Source organism: Alienimonas californiensis, from assembly GCF_007743815.1.
Lineage (GTDB): Bacteria > Planctomycetota > Planctomycetia > Planctomycetales > Planctomycetaceae > Alienimonas > Alienimonas californiensis.
In genome coordinates this window covers 2,775,603-2,790,105 of record NZ_CP036265.1, presented here as the reverse complement: position 1 = coordinate 2,790,105, position 14,503 = coordinate 2,775,603, and the positions used below count along the sequence as shown (strand labels likewise).

The following is a 14,503-nucleotide window of genomic DNA, read 5'->3' as shown; positions in this document are numbered from 1 at the left end:
TCAGATCAGACCGGCGTATCGGCCAGCTTCGGCTCGAGATAATTGACCGTGCCGTCCATCGTGTTGAGGTTGGGATAATCCTCCTCGGGGATCTGCACGCGGTAGCGTTTGCGCAGCTCCATCACGATGTCCAGGAAGTCCATGGAGTCCAGCTCCATCTGTTCCCGGAACGGTTCGCTATCGTTCAGGTCGGACAGATCCTCGTCCGGGGCGATGTTCTCGAGGATGTCGAGGATCACCCCGCGGATTTCGGGACGGGTCATACGAGCGCTGCTTTGATAAAGGTTCGACTTAGTTCGCCCACGCGGACCGCACGTCGGTCGGCGGGCGCTTCACGATGACGACGGAATTAATCCCCAGCATGCCGAACGAGTTGTTCAACACGTGGTCCACCCGGCCAACCCGTTGGGGTTCCTCGGCTACGAGGTTCGGCACCGGGCACTTCGGGTCCGGGTTCGGGCAGTTGATGGTGGGGTGCACCACGCCGTCCTCGAAGCTCGGCAGATTGCCGAGCAGTTCGAGCACGCCGGCGGCGCCCATCGCGTGACCGATGAAGGACTTCGTATTGTTGACCGCCGGCGGGGTCGAGCAGTCGCCGAACACGCTGCCGATCGCGGTCGCTTCTTCAATATCCCCCTGCACCGTGGCGGTGGCGTGGGAGGAGAGAATGTCGATTTCACCCGGCCCCAGCCCGGCCCGTTCCAGGCCCATCTCCAGGCAGCGGGCCTGCCCCTGACGGTTCGGGAGAACAAAGTCGCTGGCGTCGCTGTTCATCGCGTGGCCGACGATCTCCCCGTAGATCTTGGCGCCGCGTTTTTTGGCGGCGTCGAGCCGTTCCAGGGTGACGATGCCGCCGCCCTCGGCGACGACGATGCCGTTGCGGTCGCGGTCGAACGGGCGGCAGGCCTCCGCGGGACTCTTCGCCTCGCAGCAGGCCAGCGCCCCCTGAGCGGCGAAGGAGGCGAAGATGCCGAAGGTGTGAATGCTCTCGCTGACGCCGCCGCACAGGGCCATGTCCACCTCGCCCAGCCGCAGCATTTGCAGGCCCTGAATCAGCCCGGCGTTACCCGCGGCGCAGGCGGCGCCGAGGGTCAGGTGCGGGCCGGTGATCTTCAGACTGAGGGTCACCTCGCCCGCCGGGTTGTTGGCGACGGTGCGGGGGTTGTGGTGGTGGCTCCAGACCTTGGTGTCGTACTCGAACTGAGAAATCTCAAAGATTTCGTTTTCCGTCTCGACGTTGCCGTGCTCGGTGATGCCGAGGTAGACGCCGACGCGTTCCTTATTCATCTCCTGCCAGGGCAGGCCGCTGTCGGCGATGGCCTCGTGGGCGCAGTAGACGGCGACGGAGCCGGCCCGGGTGCCGCGGCGGACCTCGCGGCGGTTCTGGTGGCGGAGCGGGTCGAAATCGCACACGCCGGCCAGCACCGGGGGCATGTAGCGGGTTTCGAAGGGGACCACGCCGCTGCGACCGGCGAGCAGCGCGTCGCGGTACTCCGCGAGGCTGTTGCCGTTGGGCGCGGTCATCCCCACGCCGGTGATCACGATCCGCTCATGGTCGGGGCGGTCGGGCATCCGGGGCGACGCTGAAAAGGAGCCGGGGCGAGGTGCGGAGCGACGGTCGGACGTTCGCACGGGGGCGAAACGCGGGCGACCGGAACGCGGACGGGGGAAGCGGGGGATGCTACAGGCCGACGGGGCACTCGGCCACGGCCCCGCGAAATGATTGACGCAAGGGTGACGCACCCGGGGACGCTCGCCGACCCGTGACGATGCGTTCACCGAAGCATGACGGGATTCCGCGTGAAGGCTGCGATCGCTTTGCGGACGCGGGTCTCCCCGCCGGGTAACCCGTGGGGCAAACAGAGGCCCGCCGGGCCGGGCTTGCCCCGAACGCGGCCGTCGGACTAGCACCCGCGGCGTTCCCCATCTTCCCCCCTCCCCCGACGCCGATCGCCGCGATGTGGTGCCCGAGTTGCCGCCGTGACGTCGCCGCAACCGCCGACGCGGGCGGACCGGACGGCGTCGGCTCCGCGGTGTGCGTCTCCTGCGGCGGCCCGGTCGTCGCCAGTCGCCCGACGCCGGCTGTGACGGACGAACCGCCCGCGGCCAAGCGGGCCCGCGAGCTGCTGGACAAGTGGAGCCACCTGTTCGAGGAGGGCGGCGCCGCCCGGCTCGCGGAGGATTACGAACGCCGCGACGCCGGTTCGCCCCCGCGCCCGCAACCGCAGCTCCAGTCGGCCCCCGCATCGGAGAGGGTTGCCGCGGCGGTCGCCGTCGCGGAGCGGCCCCGGCGGACGCCCACGGTCCGCACCCAGCCGCCGCAGTGGCGGTTTGACGACGAACACGGCACCCCCGCCGAGGCCGCCGCCGGCCGGTCCTCCGGCAACCGGGCCGCGGACGCCGGCGCCGCCGTGGCGCCGCCGCACCGGGTGCCCACCAACGCCCCGCGGGTTCACGCCGGCCACGCGCCCGGCCCCGCCGCCCCGCACTTCGACCCGGTCGCCGCGGGCTCCTTCGGCGGCGGCCCGGCCCGCAACGCCGGCCCGCTGGGCCAGTTGCTGGCCTACGGCGGCGTGCTGGGTTTGACGGTCGGCGGGGCGTTCATCGTCTGGAGTTACTTCGGCGGCCCCCCCGGCTACGCCCCGACCGGCTGGCTGCTGACCACCGCCGGCCAGATGCTCCTGTTCCTGGGCATCGTCACCCTGATCGCCGGCGGGATGGACAAGACGACCCACGAGGTCCGCACCCGCATCGAAACCCTCGGCGGCAGCCTCGCCCGGATCGAGCAGGCCCAAAAACAGGCGATGAAAGCCCCGCACATCCCCGCGGAAGCCTTCGCCGAGGGGACCCCCGCCACCGTAAAACAGCGGGAAACGGCGTCCGCCTGAGCTCCGTGACGTGAGCCCGAAGCGCAAGCGAGGGGGGCGACGCACGATCATTCGCAACTCCGCCCCCCGGCGCGAATCGCTCCCCTCGCTTGCGCTTCGGGCTCACAGGCTTCCGAAATGCCCACGCTCGGCGTGATCCCGGCCCGGCTCCAGTCCTCCCGGCTGCCGGAGAAACTGCTGCTCCGCGAGACGGGCCGGAGCCTGTTGGAGCACACCTACCGGGCGGCGTCGCGGGCCTCCTCGCTGGACGCACTGGTCGTCGCGACCGACTCTTCGGAGATTGCCGCGGAGGTGAAACGCTTCGGCGGCGCCGTCGAGATGACCGGCGAGCACCCCTCCGGCACCGACCGCCTCGCCGAGGTCGCCCGCCGCCGGGAGCGATTCGACGTGCTGGTCAACGTGCAGGGGGACGAGCCGGAGATCGACCCCGCCGCGATCAATCTGCTCGCCGGGGCGATCACGGGCCCTGACGGTCGGGGAACCGGCGCGGAGATGGCGACGCTCTGCTCGCCGATGACGGACCCCGCCGCCTTCCGCGATCCGGCGAACGTGAAGGTCGTGTGCGCCCCGGACGGTCGGGCCCTCTACTTCTCCCGCGCCCCGATCCCGTTTCCCCGCGATTCGTCGGAGCACCCGTTTTCGGAACAGGGCGGCGTGCCGGAGAACGCCCGGCTGCACATTGGGGCCTACGCCTATCGGCGGGAGTTCCTGATTCGGCTGAGCGAACTCCCGCCGTCGCGGTTGGAACGGGTGGAGAAGCTCGAACAGTTGCGCGCGCTGGAGGCCGGCTGCACGCTGCGGGTTTGCGAGGTCGCGGCCCATGCCTGTGGCGTGGACACGCGGGAGGATTACAATGCCTTCGTCGCCCGGCACGCCGCCCGGGCCGCCCGCTCCGGCTCCTAGACGCTTCCACGTCCGAGGGCGCCGGCGAAGCCCGCCTCTCCTTCCTCTCCGCTCCGCACGAAGCCCGCGACCGATCGCGGGCTTTCGTCGTGTCGGCAAACCGTATGGTCTCACCGTTCGACCCGTTCCCCGGCGACCGCCGGACCAAGCACATCTTCGTCACCGGGGGGGTGGTCTCCTCGTTGGGCAAGGGGCTGACCGCCGCCAGCATCGCCCTGCTGCTGGAGCGCCGCGGCCTCTCCGTGCGGATGCAGAAGCTCGATCCGTATCTGAACGTCGACCCCGGCACGATGAGCCCCTACCAGCACGGGGAGGTCTACGTGCTGGACGACGGCAGCGAGACTGACCTGGACCTCGGGCACTACGAACGCTTCACCGACGGCCCCCTCACCCGGCAGAGCAACTACACCGCCGGCCAGATCTACAAGAGCGTCCTGGAGAAGGAACGCCGCGGCGAGTACCTCGGCCGCACCGTGCAGGTCGTCCCGCACGTCACCGACGAGATCAAGCACGCGATCCTCGACCTCGCCGGCGGGGACGTGGACGTGGTCATCACGGAACTCGGCGGAACCGTGGGCGACATTGAGGGGCTCCCGTTCCTCGAAGCGATCCGCCAGATCCCGCTCGAAGTGGGCCGGCAGAACTGCCTGTTCCTGCACCTCACCCTCGTGCCCTACCTGAAGGCGGCCCGTGAGGCGAAGACGAAGCCGACCCAGCACAGCGTCCAGCAGCTCCGCACGATCGGCATTCAGCCGGACATGCTGGTCGTCCGCTGCGAGCGTCCCCTGCCCCGGGAGCACACGGAAAAGATCGCCGGGTTCTGCAACGTCGAGCGCGACATGGTCGTGGTCGAGGTGGACAAGGAATACAGCATCTACGAGGTGCCGCAGAGCCTCGCCGAGGACAACGTCGACCAGAAGATCGTCAACCGCCTGCGGCTCAACGCCGGCCGGCTGCGGCTGGACGACTGGACCGACCTGATGCGCCGCAACCGGCACCCGGAGCACGAAGTCACGATTGCGGTCGTCGGCAAGTACATCGAGCACCGCGACGCCTACAAAAGCATCTACGAGGCCCTCACCCACGCCGGCTTCGCCCACAGCGCCCGGGTGATCTTCAAACGGGTCGACGCCGAAAGCGTGGAACAGGACGGCGCCGCCGCCCATCTGTCCGGCGTGGATGCGATCCTGGTGCCCGGCGGCTTCGGCAAGCGGGGGATCGAGGGGAAGATCCTCGCGGTGCGGTTCGCGCGGGAGAAAGGCGTCCCGTTCTTCGGCATCTGCCTGGGGATGCAGGTCGCGGTCGTGGAGTTCGCCCGCAACGTGCTGATGCTCCCCCACGCCGACAGCACGGAGTTCGCCGCCGAGACCCCCGACCCCGTCATCTGCCTGCTTGAAGAGCAGAAAGCGGTGAAGAACATGGGCGGCACCATGCGGCTCGGCGCCCAGCCCTGCGTGCTGACCGAGGACAGCAAGTCCGCGGAGCTGTACGACACCCGGCACGTCTCCGAGCGGCACCGTCACCGCTACGAGTTCAACCCGGCCTACCGCGATCAGATGATCGAACACGGCCTGCACCCGGTCGGCACCGGCCCGGACGGCGTTCTGGTGGAGGTGATCGAGATCCCCGCTCACCCCTGGTTCATCGCGGTGCAGTTCCACCCGGAGTTCAAGAGCAAGCCGGACCGCCCGCACCCGCTGTTCAAGGGCTTCATCGGCGCCGCCCTGGACCGCCAGAGCGAACGCAGCGCCGCCAAGGCCGTCGCGACGGCGTAACGCCTTCGCCCGTCCGTTCCACGCTCCTGTCCGATCCACGCTTGCGGTTTCGCGGGTGATGAAACCGCCTCCGCCCATTCCCCCCGCCGGGCTGCTCGTGCTGGACAAACCGGCCGGGGCGAGCAGCCGCGACGCCGTGAACGTCGTGCAGCGGGCCGCCCGCGGGGCGGGCTGGGGGCGACGGGTGAAGGTCGGCCACGCCGGGACGCTGGACCCGATCGCCTCCGGCGTGCTGGTGGTCTGCGTCGGTAAGGCGACGCGGCTGATCGAACGCGTGCAGGCCCTGCCCAAGACCTACGAAGCCGGCTTCCGCCTGCACGTCTCCTCCCCCTCGCTGGACGTCGAGGCCGACCCGGTTCCCGTGCCGGACCCGCCGACCGTCACGCGGGAGCAGATCGAAGCGGCGCTCCCCCGGTTCCTCGGCGAGATCGACCAGACGCCCCCCGCCTTCAGCGCGGTCAAGGTGGGCGGCCGGCGAGCCTACGACCTCGCCCGGCAGGGAGAAGAGGTGGAACTGGAGCCAAAGCGGGTGCGGGTCGATCGGCTGGAGGTGTTGAGCTTCGACGGCGAACGGCTCGCGCTGCGGATCGTCTGCGGCAGCGGGTTCTACGTCCGCAGCCTCGGCCGCGATCTGGCGGCGGCGCTGGGCACGGAGGCAGTAATGGAAACGCTGATCCGCACCCGCATCGGCGGGTTCGATCTGGAGGGGGCCCTGGAACCAACGGCCGTGACGGAGGAGACGCTGCCCGGCCTGCTCGGGCTGCGCTTCGACCGGCTGGGCCTGCCCACGGCGACCTGCGACGACGACCAGGCGATCGACCTCCGGGCCGGCCGCTACGCCCAGCTCTCCTTTGAAGCGGCACCCGGCGAACCCGGCGACTGCGGCGTGCGGGACGCCGCGGGGAAGCCGGTCTGCGTGGGCGTCCGCGACCCCGACGGCACGCTGCGACCGAGGACGACCTTCCCCCTGCCGACGGTCTGACGAGCAACAGAGCGTGCCCAGCGTCCCGGCCCCTCCAAGGGTCCGGGACGCTTGTGACGCCCCCGCATTGACCGGGCACGGCCGGTTTTCCTACGCCCGCGAAGCTGTTCCGCCTCGCCCGGTCGCCGCCCGTGTCGTCTGCCTTCGTCCCGCATCTGTACGTCCCCCCGACGGAGGGGCAGCCCGAACGCCCGGACGTCTCCGTCGTCATCCCGACCTATCGGGAAGCGGAGAACCTGCCGGAACTGATCGCCCGCCTGTTCGCCGCGACCGACGCCGCCGGCCTGTCCGCCGAGGCGCTGATCGTCGACGACGACAGCCGCGACGGCACCGAGGCCCTGTGCGCCGAACTGGCGAAGACGCATCCCGTCCGCCTGATCCTCCGCCGGCACGAGCGCGGCCTCGCCACCGCGGCGCTGCGGGGGCTTTCCGAGGGCCGCGGCGACGTGCTGGTCGTGATGGACGCCGACCTCTCCCACCCCCCCGAGGCCCTGCCGGCGCTGGTCGCCGCGGTGATGGGCGCCGACGACCGCGGCGGAGCCGACTTCGCGATCGGCAGCCGCTACGTCCCCGGCGGGCAGATCGACGCCGGCTGGGGCCGGTTCCGGCAGTGGAACTCCAAGGTGGCGACCCGTTTGGCGCGCGGGCTGACGAACGCCGCCGACCCGCTGGCCGGGTTCTTCGCCCTCCGCCGGGAGACCTTCGCCGCCTGCGGCCCGCTGGACCCGGTGGGATACAAGATCGGACTCGAACTGCTGGTGAAAAGCGGCGCCCGCCGGGTCGCGGAGGTGCCGATCACCTTCCGCGACCGCACCCGCGGCTCGAGCAAGCTGACGCTCGGCCAACAACTCGCCTACCTGCGGCACCTCGGCAAGCTGTACGCCTTCAACGCGACCCGGGCCGCGGCGTAGCGGTTCAAGACCGAGAGCCCGGAGCGCAATAGGAAATTGCATCAAGCGGCAACCGCGCCCCGTCGGCGGAGGGCGTCGAGGATCAGGTGCGTGATCACGAACGGCCGGACCCGCGGCATCGTCCGCACCCACGGCGGCAAGCCGATCAGGCCCGTGCCGGCGGACTTGAGCGTCCCGAAGAACCGCTCGACCGCGATCCGGCCGGTCATCAACGCGGCCGCGAACGGCCCCCGCGGCTCCGCCAGCAGCGCCGCGCTTTCGTAGCGGCCCCGGCGGTGTTTGCGGCGGCCGAAGCCGCCTTTGCGTTTGGGGGCGATCAGCCGCAGATCGCCCCGGACCTCGCACTCGCCGTGCAGGGCGTTGACGTCGAAGTTCCCGTCGCCGACCAGGTAGCCGGTCGCCTTCGCCGAACGGATCATCCGCCGGGCCATGACCCGCTCGTCGCGGTTCATCGGCGTCAGCCGCCAGTCGGCGACCGACCCGTCGCCTCGCAAAAACAGGTGCAGCCGGTAGCCGTTGGCCTTCGTCCCGCCGGCGTGTCCGAAGGCGGCGTGCCGGTCGGTCGAGGTCGGGCCGATCGGCAGGGGCGTGCTGTCGATCCAGTGGGCCAGGCCGCCGTCGCCCCGCCCGGCCGGCGGGCGGACGACCGCCTGGTCCAGGGCGGCCAGCAACTCCCGGACGGACCGCGACCGCATCCGGCGGCTCATCGCCGCGGGGCTGGGCAGCGGGCGTCCCCGCAGCCAGACCGGCCAGTTGCGGGCGTCGCAGGCGTGGCGGACCGGCAGCTTCCGGACGACGGCGAAGAAGTAGACCTCGAGGATCCGGCGGTCGCTGAACCGCTGCCCGCGGCCGGGCCGGCCGTTGTGCAGGCGGGCCAGTTCGGCGACGATCGCGGTCCAGAGTTGGTGCCTCACGGCGGTCTCCCGCTGGGGGATCGGGGCGGATGGTGGAACACCCGCTACCGTGAGGCCCAACTCGTTTTTGCGCAAGACGTTGCGCCGCTAGTTGCAATTTCCTAGCAAGCTCCGGCCGTCAGCCGACGCACGGCCGGAGCTTGCGCTCCGGGCTCACGCGAGATCCTGCGGCGCTCTCACGGGGTCGGGGGAGCCGCCCGCGGCAACCGCAGATCGACCCGGAACAGCGGGTGATCGCTGGCCTTGGTGGGAACCACCGCCGCCTCGCCAACGGTCAGGCCGCGGACGAAGATGTGGTCGACTTTCTCCTTGTCCACCGGCAGCGAGGCCAGCACTTCGTCCGGGTCGAGGGCGGCCAGGGCGTCCGTCACCCCGTCCACGGCCAGCAGCCCGGTTAGCGCCGGGGCGTCGATCGGCTGATTGAAGTCGCCGGCCAATACGCAGGGCGTCTCCAGCGCGAGGAACAGGTCGATCGCCCGTTCGATCTGGCCCCGTTCGAGGTTCGGCTTCGTTAAATGGACGTTCAGCACGCGGACGGCTTCGCCCGCCGGATTCTGCTCGGTCGGCACGAACACGGTCGTGAGGACCATGGTGCGGAACGCTTTGCCGCGGGTGTCCGGCAGCGGAATGCGGTGCACCGGTCCGGTCGGGAGAGTGGAGAGGACCGCGTTGCCGGTGTGCTCCTCCCCGAACCGGCGCTCCGTCCCGACGAATGCGGCGGAGGAACCGGTGAACCGGCCGAGCATGCCGGACGCCGGTCCCTCGGCGGCGCCGTCGGCGGGCCCGGGCACCTCTTGGAGGAGGGCGAGGTCGAATCGAGAGGCCAGCAACCACTGCACAGTCAGCGCCGGGTTGTAGTCGCCGTCGGCTCCGCGGAGGCCGTGGGCGTTCCAGGCCACCAGCCGAAACGTGCCCGCGGACTCGGACGCGGCCCCCGCCGTCGTTTCCCCCGCCGCCGTCCCCCGCAGCGGGGCGCCGACGAACGCCGGGGTGTCGTGCGGGTTCGCCGGTGCCCGGTCGATCCAACCGGCCACTAGCACGGCCCCCGCCCCCAGCACCGCTCCCAGTAACAGCGTCGTCGCGGTTCGCCCACTTGAGCGCGTCGCGGCGGGTGCGGGGGAAGGGGCGTCCATGGCCGGGAAGGTAGACGAACTGCCGCCCGCGCACGAAGCCGCCCGCCGGGGAGCGGGCTCTCCGGCGGGCGGCGGACTCTCAATTGGGCCCCCAAGCGGGGCTCAGCAACTCAGGCGGACATGACGGAGGCCAGCTCCGCCTTCAACCGACCGCGGGCGGTGTGCAGCCGCCGCTTCACGGTGCCGACGGGGCAGGCGAACTCCTCGCCGATCTCCTTCAGGGACCGCCCCTCGAAGTAGAACGCCGTCAGCGTCCGCCGGTCGAGCTCCTTCAGCCGATCCAGCGAACCCCGCACGAGGGCCGCGGCCTCGCCCCGCAGCAGCGAGTCGAGGGCGGTCTCCCCGCCGGTCGCCTCGCCGCCGAAGGTCTCGGGGGCGCAGACGGCCTCCTTGGGACGCCGCACGGCCCGGTTGATGCTCATGCGGACGGCGACCTGCTTCAGCCAGCCGGCGAACCGCTCGGGCTCTTCCAGCTGACCGATCTTCCGCATCGCCCGCATCAGCACGTCCTGGGTGACCTCGGCGGCCTCGGAGCGGTTCCGCAACCGGCGCAGTGCGACGGCGAAAACGGTCGGCTCGAAGTGGGCGGCGAGTTCGCCGAAGGCGGCCCGGTCGCCGGCCTGGGAGGCCCGGACCAGCAGCACGAGCCGCTCCGGCTCCATGTTGCCGGCGTCCCGGGCGGCCCGGGCGCCGTTGCTGAAAAGCGTGTCCATCGGTTCGCTCCTTTCGAGCGGGGCGTTCGACGGCCGACCGGCCCCGCGTTTCCCAATCGGGAACCGGCGGGGGGAGGAATCGGGCGTCGCCGTTCGGGGGGTCGCCGTGCGAGAAGGCGTCCGGGCCGGGCGGTGCGGAGGGCACAGCCGGGCCGGGATCGGCCGCGCGATTGGCGCAGCCGCGGCGAGGGGGTTCTCAGCGAGCTCTGGCAGCGGGGGCGACGGCCCGGCTCAACATGCGACCGCACAGGGGCGAACATGTGGAGCGACCCCAACTCGGTGCGACCGGCGACGTTTCAGACACGAAACGAACGCGGGTCGCCCGGCGGGGGCGGCAGCGGGCGGGCGGTGCGGAGGGCGGCGAAAGGCCGCGGCTCCGACGTCAGGCCGAAACGGCCGGACTGACCACCCACGACGCCCAGACCCGTGCGGCGGGGCCGCTATACCGCCCAGAGGCGGTTTGGGGGCTGGGCATCGGCATCGCGACGGCGGAGACCGTTCTCGCGGTCGTCGTCGGGGATACGCCGACGACGGGGCTGCCCGGGACAGGACAGCCTGGTTGCGAGAGGCTCGCGGCCGGTTGCGGTTCGCGCTGTTTGCGCGGTTCCGCAATGGAGAGGCCGCGTCCGCCAATCACGACGGCGTCCGCATCGAACAGCCCGTTCAGGGCGTTCGTGTGGGCGGCGGCGTCGTGGTGGCGGAACAGCATCGGGGCCTCCCGCGGACAGTGTCCGCAGACCAGAGGGGGAGAACGAACGGGGGTAACCGAGGACGAAATCCGACCCGGCACACGCCGGGCGGAGCGAACGCAGACCACATCCTAACCGATCCGGGATGAGCGGGGCGGCGGGACGTCGGCCGGGGTTCTACCCAGGAGACGCCGCCGAGGTTCGAAAGGTTCACCGGATTCCGGAAAAGTTTTCGGATTGCTCCCCCGCCCCCTCCGTTCGCTCACGCCGGGAGGGAAGCTGCGCCGGCACCGTCCGCGGCCCAGCTCAGGGGGCGGCGCCGGTCTTTGCGGTCGCCTTGACGGCGCCGACCCGCTCGTCGGACTCGCCCCCCTCCGCCGCGTGCTCCCGCGCTTCCTTCTCCCGCGCGTCGCTCTCTTTCGCCTCCGCCTCGTCGTGCCTGATCTCCTCGTCCACCTCCTCCGGGGTGGGGTCGGAGATCGCCCCGATCGGCGGGTACTTGCGGGCGGCCCGGCTGGCCTCGCGGTCCTTCTGGAACAGCTCGGCCAGGACGTGCCGGTGGATCACGCTGTTCACCTGCCCGCCGAACAGCAGCAGCGTGCCGGTCAGCCACAGCCAGGTCATCAGGACGACGACGCCGGCCAGCACGCCGTAGGTGTCGCTGTACCGGCCGAAGGTCTGGATGTAGAGGCGGAACGCCTGGGTGGAGACGAGGAACGTCGCCGCGAACAGCGCCCCGCCGGGGGAGAGCGGCGTCCACCGCAGCCGGCAACTCGGCACGAATGTGTACACGAGGCTCACCGCCGCCAGCAGGAAGGCGATCGCGAAGACCCACTTGAAGCCGTAGATCGCGACGGTCCGGGCCCAGGTGAAGCGCTCGCTCCCGCCGAGCCGCATCAGCAATTCGTCCGTGGCGAACTGCAACACCACGCTGAGCGCCAGCAGGGAGAACACCGTCAGCATGATGATGCCGACCGCGATCGCGTTGCGGTGCCAGAAGTGCCGGCGCTTGTCCACGCCGTAGGCCGCGTCCAGCCCGCTGGAAACGGTCAGCAGCGCCACGCGGCCGGAGTAGGCGAGGAACACCCAGCCGAAGCCGACCAGATAGACGTTCGTGTTCTCCCGCAAGGCGGCGGCCTCGGCGCTGATCAGCGTGTTGACCAGCATGCTGGCGTCGCCGGGCAGGCTTTCGGAAACGGTGGTCCGTAGCCCTTCCAACAAGTTGCGGCCGACTTCGTCGCTGGTCGTCAGCACGATGGTGCTGACGGCGACGATCAGTGCCGGCGCCAGGGAGAACAGCGCGTAGAAGGCGAAGTAGACCGCCCGGTGCTCCAGCTTGTGCTCCCGGTAGCCGGCGACCGCCCGATTGCCGCACTCCCACAGCGTGAGCCCGCCGAGGTTCCACATCTGCCGGAACGTGACCCGGCGGTAATCGTCCGACGGCCCCTCCCCGGAGGGTTTGAGCAGTTTGGCGGGCGGAGCCGGGGTCGCGGGCACGGGAGCCGGGAGGGAGACGCGTCGAACGAGGGCGTCGGGATGGTAACGGGACGGCCGCGATCGGCTCGATCCCGCGGAGCGGTCGGCCCGCCCGAAGGCCCGCCGGTTCGGAACGGCCCCCATCCGGACGCGCGGGCGGTTGGTAAGCTGTACGGGCGGCGCCGGCCGTGCGGGATCGACGCGTCGCGGCGGTCGATAGGGGAAACGTCCGCGCTTCGAGGTCCCGATGCTTCCCGCCCCCCCGATCGCCCTCCGCCGTTTCGGCCTCCGCCGCCCCGGCCTCCGCTGTCTCCCGCTGCTGTTCGCGGCGGCGGGCCTGCTGGGCAGCGGCTGCGTCCTGAAGCCGGGGTACGTCGATTCGACCACCGGCCGGGCCTACGCCGGCTTCGCCAAGCCGGCCTGCTACGGGACCGATTTCTGCGGAACGCACGGCTGCCTGTGCGATTTGCTCGGCGTGCGGGAGTGCGACTGCCGCCGCGACCCGTACACGCCGCCGGTGGTGGCGTTCTGCTCCTTCCCCGGCCTGTCGGCGGGTTGCCGGAAACATCCGCCGCGGATGGTCACGACGCACGTCCACGCCCCGATGCCGGCCCGCTACGACCAGTTCCCCGGCCACGCGAACCGCTTCGACGACCGCCGCGGGGCCGCCCGCCCGGGGATGCAGGCGCCCGCCGCCCCGGCGCCCAGCCCCCTCGCCGCCCCGATGCCGCTGCCGGCCTCGATTGACGTTCCGGAACTGAACGAGGCCGTCCAGCCCCCCGGCCTGCCGCCCGTCGGGCCGGACGGCATCGGCGAAGGCCCCGTCAACTGAACGCTCCCGAGCGCTGAACGCTCAGTCGAACCACTCGACGGCGTTGCGGAACAGCTTCATCCCGGCCCCCTCGCCGGACAGTCCCAGCCGGGTCCAGCGGGGATGCTGGTGGGCGTATTGGAACCGCTCCGGGTGGGGCATCAGGCCGAGCACCTTGCCGGAGGCGTCCGACAGGCCGGCGATGTCCGCGAAGGAGCCGTTCGGGTTGTCCGGGGCGGCCAGCGTGACGTCCGCCGTCGGTCCGCCCGGCGGCAGCTCCCCTTTCCGCGGGGCGTACCGCAGGGCGACGTGGCCGTTCTTCACCCACTCGTCCAGCACGGCGGGGTCGGAGACGGCGATGCGGCCCTCGGCGTGGGCGATCGGCATCTCCACGTCGGTCATGCCCCGCAGGAAGGCGTGGTCCGGGCGGTCGACCCGCAGCCGCACCCACCGGCAGTCGTACCGGCCGGATTCGTTCCAGGTGAGGGTGGCGGCGGGTTCGTTCTGCCGCCCCCAAGTCCCGCCGCCGCCGGGCAGCAGGCCGGATTTCAGCAGGACCTGAAATCCGTTGCAGATGCCCAGGATCAGTTTGTCGGCGTTCAGGAACCGTCCCAGGCCCTCGCCCAGCGGACCGTTGAGGTGGCGGGAGAAGATCACGCCGCTGCCGATGTCGTCGCCGTAGCTGAACCCGCCGGGCACGCAGAAAATCTGGTAGCGGTCCAGCAGGTCCGGCTCCTCCAACACCCGAAACAGGTGGAGCCGATCGGCGGTGGCGCCGGCGGTCTCGAAGGCGCGGGCCGTTTCTTCGTCGCAGTTCGTGCCGGGAGCTCGAACGATCAACACGCGGGGGGACATACGCCGGAACAAAGCGGGGAGCGAAGGGGCCTGGGACCGAATCGGGTCGATCTTTCGACAATGTAGCAGTTCGCCTAAAGTTCGCCCGCCGCGAGGAGGCGGCCCCCCGTGCACGGACGTCGATTTCCCATCTCTGCCCGCCCCCTGATCGCCGCCCTGGGCTGCGCGCTGTGCGGGGCGACGCTGGGCTGCAATCCGTTCGCCACGCGGTTGCCGACGCCCGGACCGCTCCCGCCGCCGTACATTGAGGGCCCGAGCCAGGAACGCTTCGATCCGTACGCGGACGAGGACATGGGGCCGGACACCTTCACCCGCCCGACGGACTTTCAGACCGGCCGTGACGACACCCGCACCCTGCTGCAGAACCGCCGGGCGCCCGCCCCGCCGGCCGGGCAGGGTCCGCTCGACATGTTCCCCGGCCCCGCCGGGCTGTACCCGAACGTCGTTCAGTAG

14 protein-coding genes are annotated in these 14,503 nt (G+C 71.1%); 7 read left to right on the top strand and 7 right to left on the bottom strand.

The genetic code is table 11. From position 1 onward, the window contains the following. Positions 1 to 5 precede the first annotated feature (5 nt). Positions 6 to 263 (bottom strand): acyl carrier protein, encoded by a 258-nt coding sequence (locus CA12_RS11050; RefSeq protein ID WP_145359004.1) that lies wholly within the window; start codon positions 261 to 263, stop codon positions 6 to 8. 28 nt (positions 264 to 291) lie between these two features. Continuing rightward, positions 292 to 1,572, bottom strand: a complete 1,281-nt coding sequence (locus CA12_RS11045) for a beta-ketoacyl-[acyl-carrier-protein] synthase family protein (RefSeq protein ID WP_145359003.1) — start codon at positions 1,570 to 1,572, stop codon at positions 292 to 294. A gap of 386 nt (positions 1,573 to 1,958) precedes the next feature. Here CA12_RS11045 and CA12_RS11040 point away from each other — a divergent pair, with 386 nt between their 5' ends. The 5 genes from CA12_RS11040 (at position 1,959) to CA12_RS11020 (ending at position 7,459) form a co-directional block, all read left to right on the top strand. Then, a complete protein-coding gene (locus tag CA12_RS11040; RefSeq protein ID WP_145359002.1) occupies positions 1,959 to 2,888 on the top strand; it encodes a hypothetical protein in 930 nt (309 codons plus the stop codon). A gap of 117 nt (positions 2,889 to 3,005) precedes the next feature. Continuing rightward, a complete protein-coding gene (kdsB, locus tag CA12_RS11035) occupies positions 3,006 to 3,791 on the top strand; it encodes a 3-deoxy-manno-octulosonate cytidylyltransferase (RefSeq protein ID WP_145359001.1) in 786 nt (261 codons plus the stop codon). Positions 3,792 to 3,895: 104 nt separating this feature from the next. Further along, the gene (locus tag CA12_RS11030) at positions 3,896 to 5,566 is read left to right on the top strand and encodes a CTP synthase (protein WP_145359000.1); all 1,671 of its coding nucleotides are present in this window, start codon (positions 3,896 to 3,898) and stop codon (positions 5,564 to 5,566) included. A 58-nt stretch (positions 5,567 to 5,624) separates the two neighbouring features. Next, entirely contained in the window at positions 5,625 to 6,548 is a 924-nt protein-coding gene (gene truB / locus CA12_RS11025) for a tRNA pseudouridine(55) synthase TruB (protein ID WP_145358999.1), read from the top strand. A gap of 131 nt (positions 6,549 to 6,679) precedes the next feature. Further along, a complete protein-coding gene (locus CA12_RS11020; RefSeq protein ID WP_165700694.1) occupies positions 6,680 to 7,459 on the top strand; it encodes a polyprenol monophosphomannose synthase in 780 nt (259 codons plus the stop codon). Positions 7,460 to 7,500: 41 nt separating this feature from the next. Here CA12_RS11020 and CA12_RS23000 read toward each other — a convergent pair whose 3' ends face one another. The 4 genes from CA12_RS23000 to CA12_RS11000 all read right to left on the bottom strand — a co-directional run bounded on the left by CA12_RS23000 (position 7,501) and on the right by CA12_RS11000 (position 12,405). Then, complete coding sequence (locus CA12_RS23000; RefSeq protein ID WP_145358868.1) at positions 7,501 to 8,373, bottom strand: transposase; 873 nt, start codon at positions 8,371 to 8,373, stop codon at positions 7,501 to 7,503. A gap of 176 nt (positions 8,374 to 8,549) precedes the next feature. Continuing rightward, positions 8,550 to 9,506 carry an endonuclease/exonuclease/phosphatase family protein gene (locus CA12_RS11010; protein WP_145358997.1) on the bottom strand — a complete coding sequence of 319 codons (957 nt, stop codon included), beginning with the start codon at positions 9,504 to 9,506 and terminating at the stop codon, positions 8,550 to 8,552. Positions 9,507 to 9,616: 110 nt separating this feature from the next. Continuing rightward, positions 9,617 to 10,219, bottom strand: a complete 603-nt coding sequence (locus CA12_RS11005; protein ID WP_242687845.1) for an RNA polymerase sigma factor — start codon at positions 10,217 to 10,219, stop codon at positions 9,617 to 9,619. Positions 10,220 to 11,214: 995 nt separating this feature from the next. Next, the gene (locus CA12_RS11000; RefSeq protein WP_165700693.1) at positions 11,215 to 12,405 is read right to left on the bottom strand and encodes a YihY/virulence factor BrkB family protein; all 1,191 of its coding nucleotides are present in this window, start codon (positions 12,403 to 12,405) and stop codon (positions 11,215 to 11,217) included. A 226-nt stretch (positions 12,406 to 12,631) separates the two neighbouring features. Here CA12_RS11000 and CA12_RS10995 point away from each other — a divergent pair, with 226 nt between their 5' ends. Beyond that, positions 12,632 to 13,216: a hypothetical protein gene (locus CA12_RS10995; protein WP_145358995.1), complete on the top strand. Its 585-nt coding sequence runs from the start codon at positions 12,632 to 12,634 to the stop codon at positions 13,214 to 13,216. A gap of 21 nt (positions 13,217 to 13,237) precedes the next feature. On the opposite strand, the gene purQ is transcribed toward CA12_RS10995, so the two are convergent. Beyond that, a complete protein-coding gene (gene purQ / locus CA12_RS10990) occupies positions 13,238 to 14,038 on the bottom strand; it encodes a phosphoribosylformylglycinamidine synthase I (protein WP_242687844.1) in 801 nt (266 codons plus the stop codon). 120 nt (positions 14,039 to 14,158) lie between these two features. Between purQ and CA12_RS10985 the strand changes: the two genes are divergently transcribed. Then, a complete protein-coding gene (locus tag CA12_RS10985) occupies positions 14,159 to 14,503 on the top strand; it encodes a hypothetical protein (RefSeq protein ID WP_145358993.1) in 345 nt (114 codons plus the stop codon).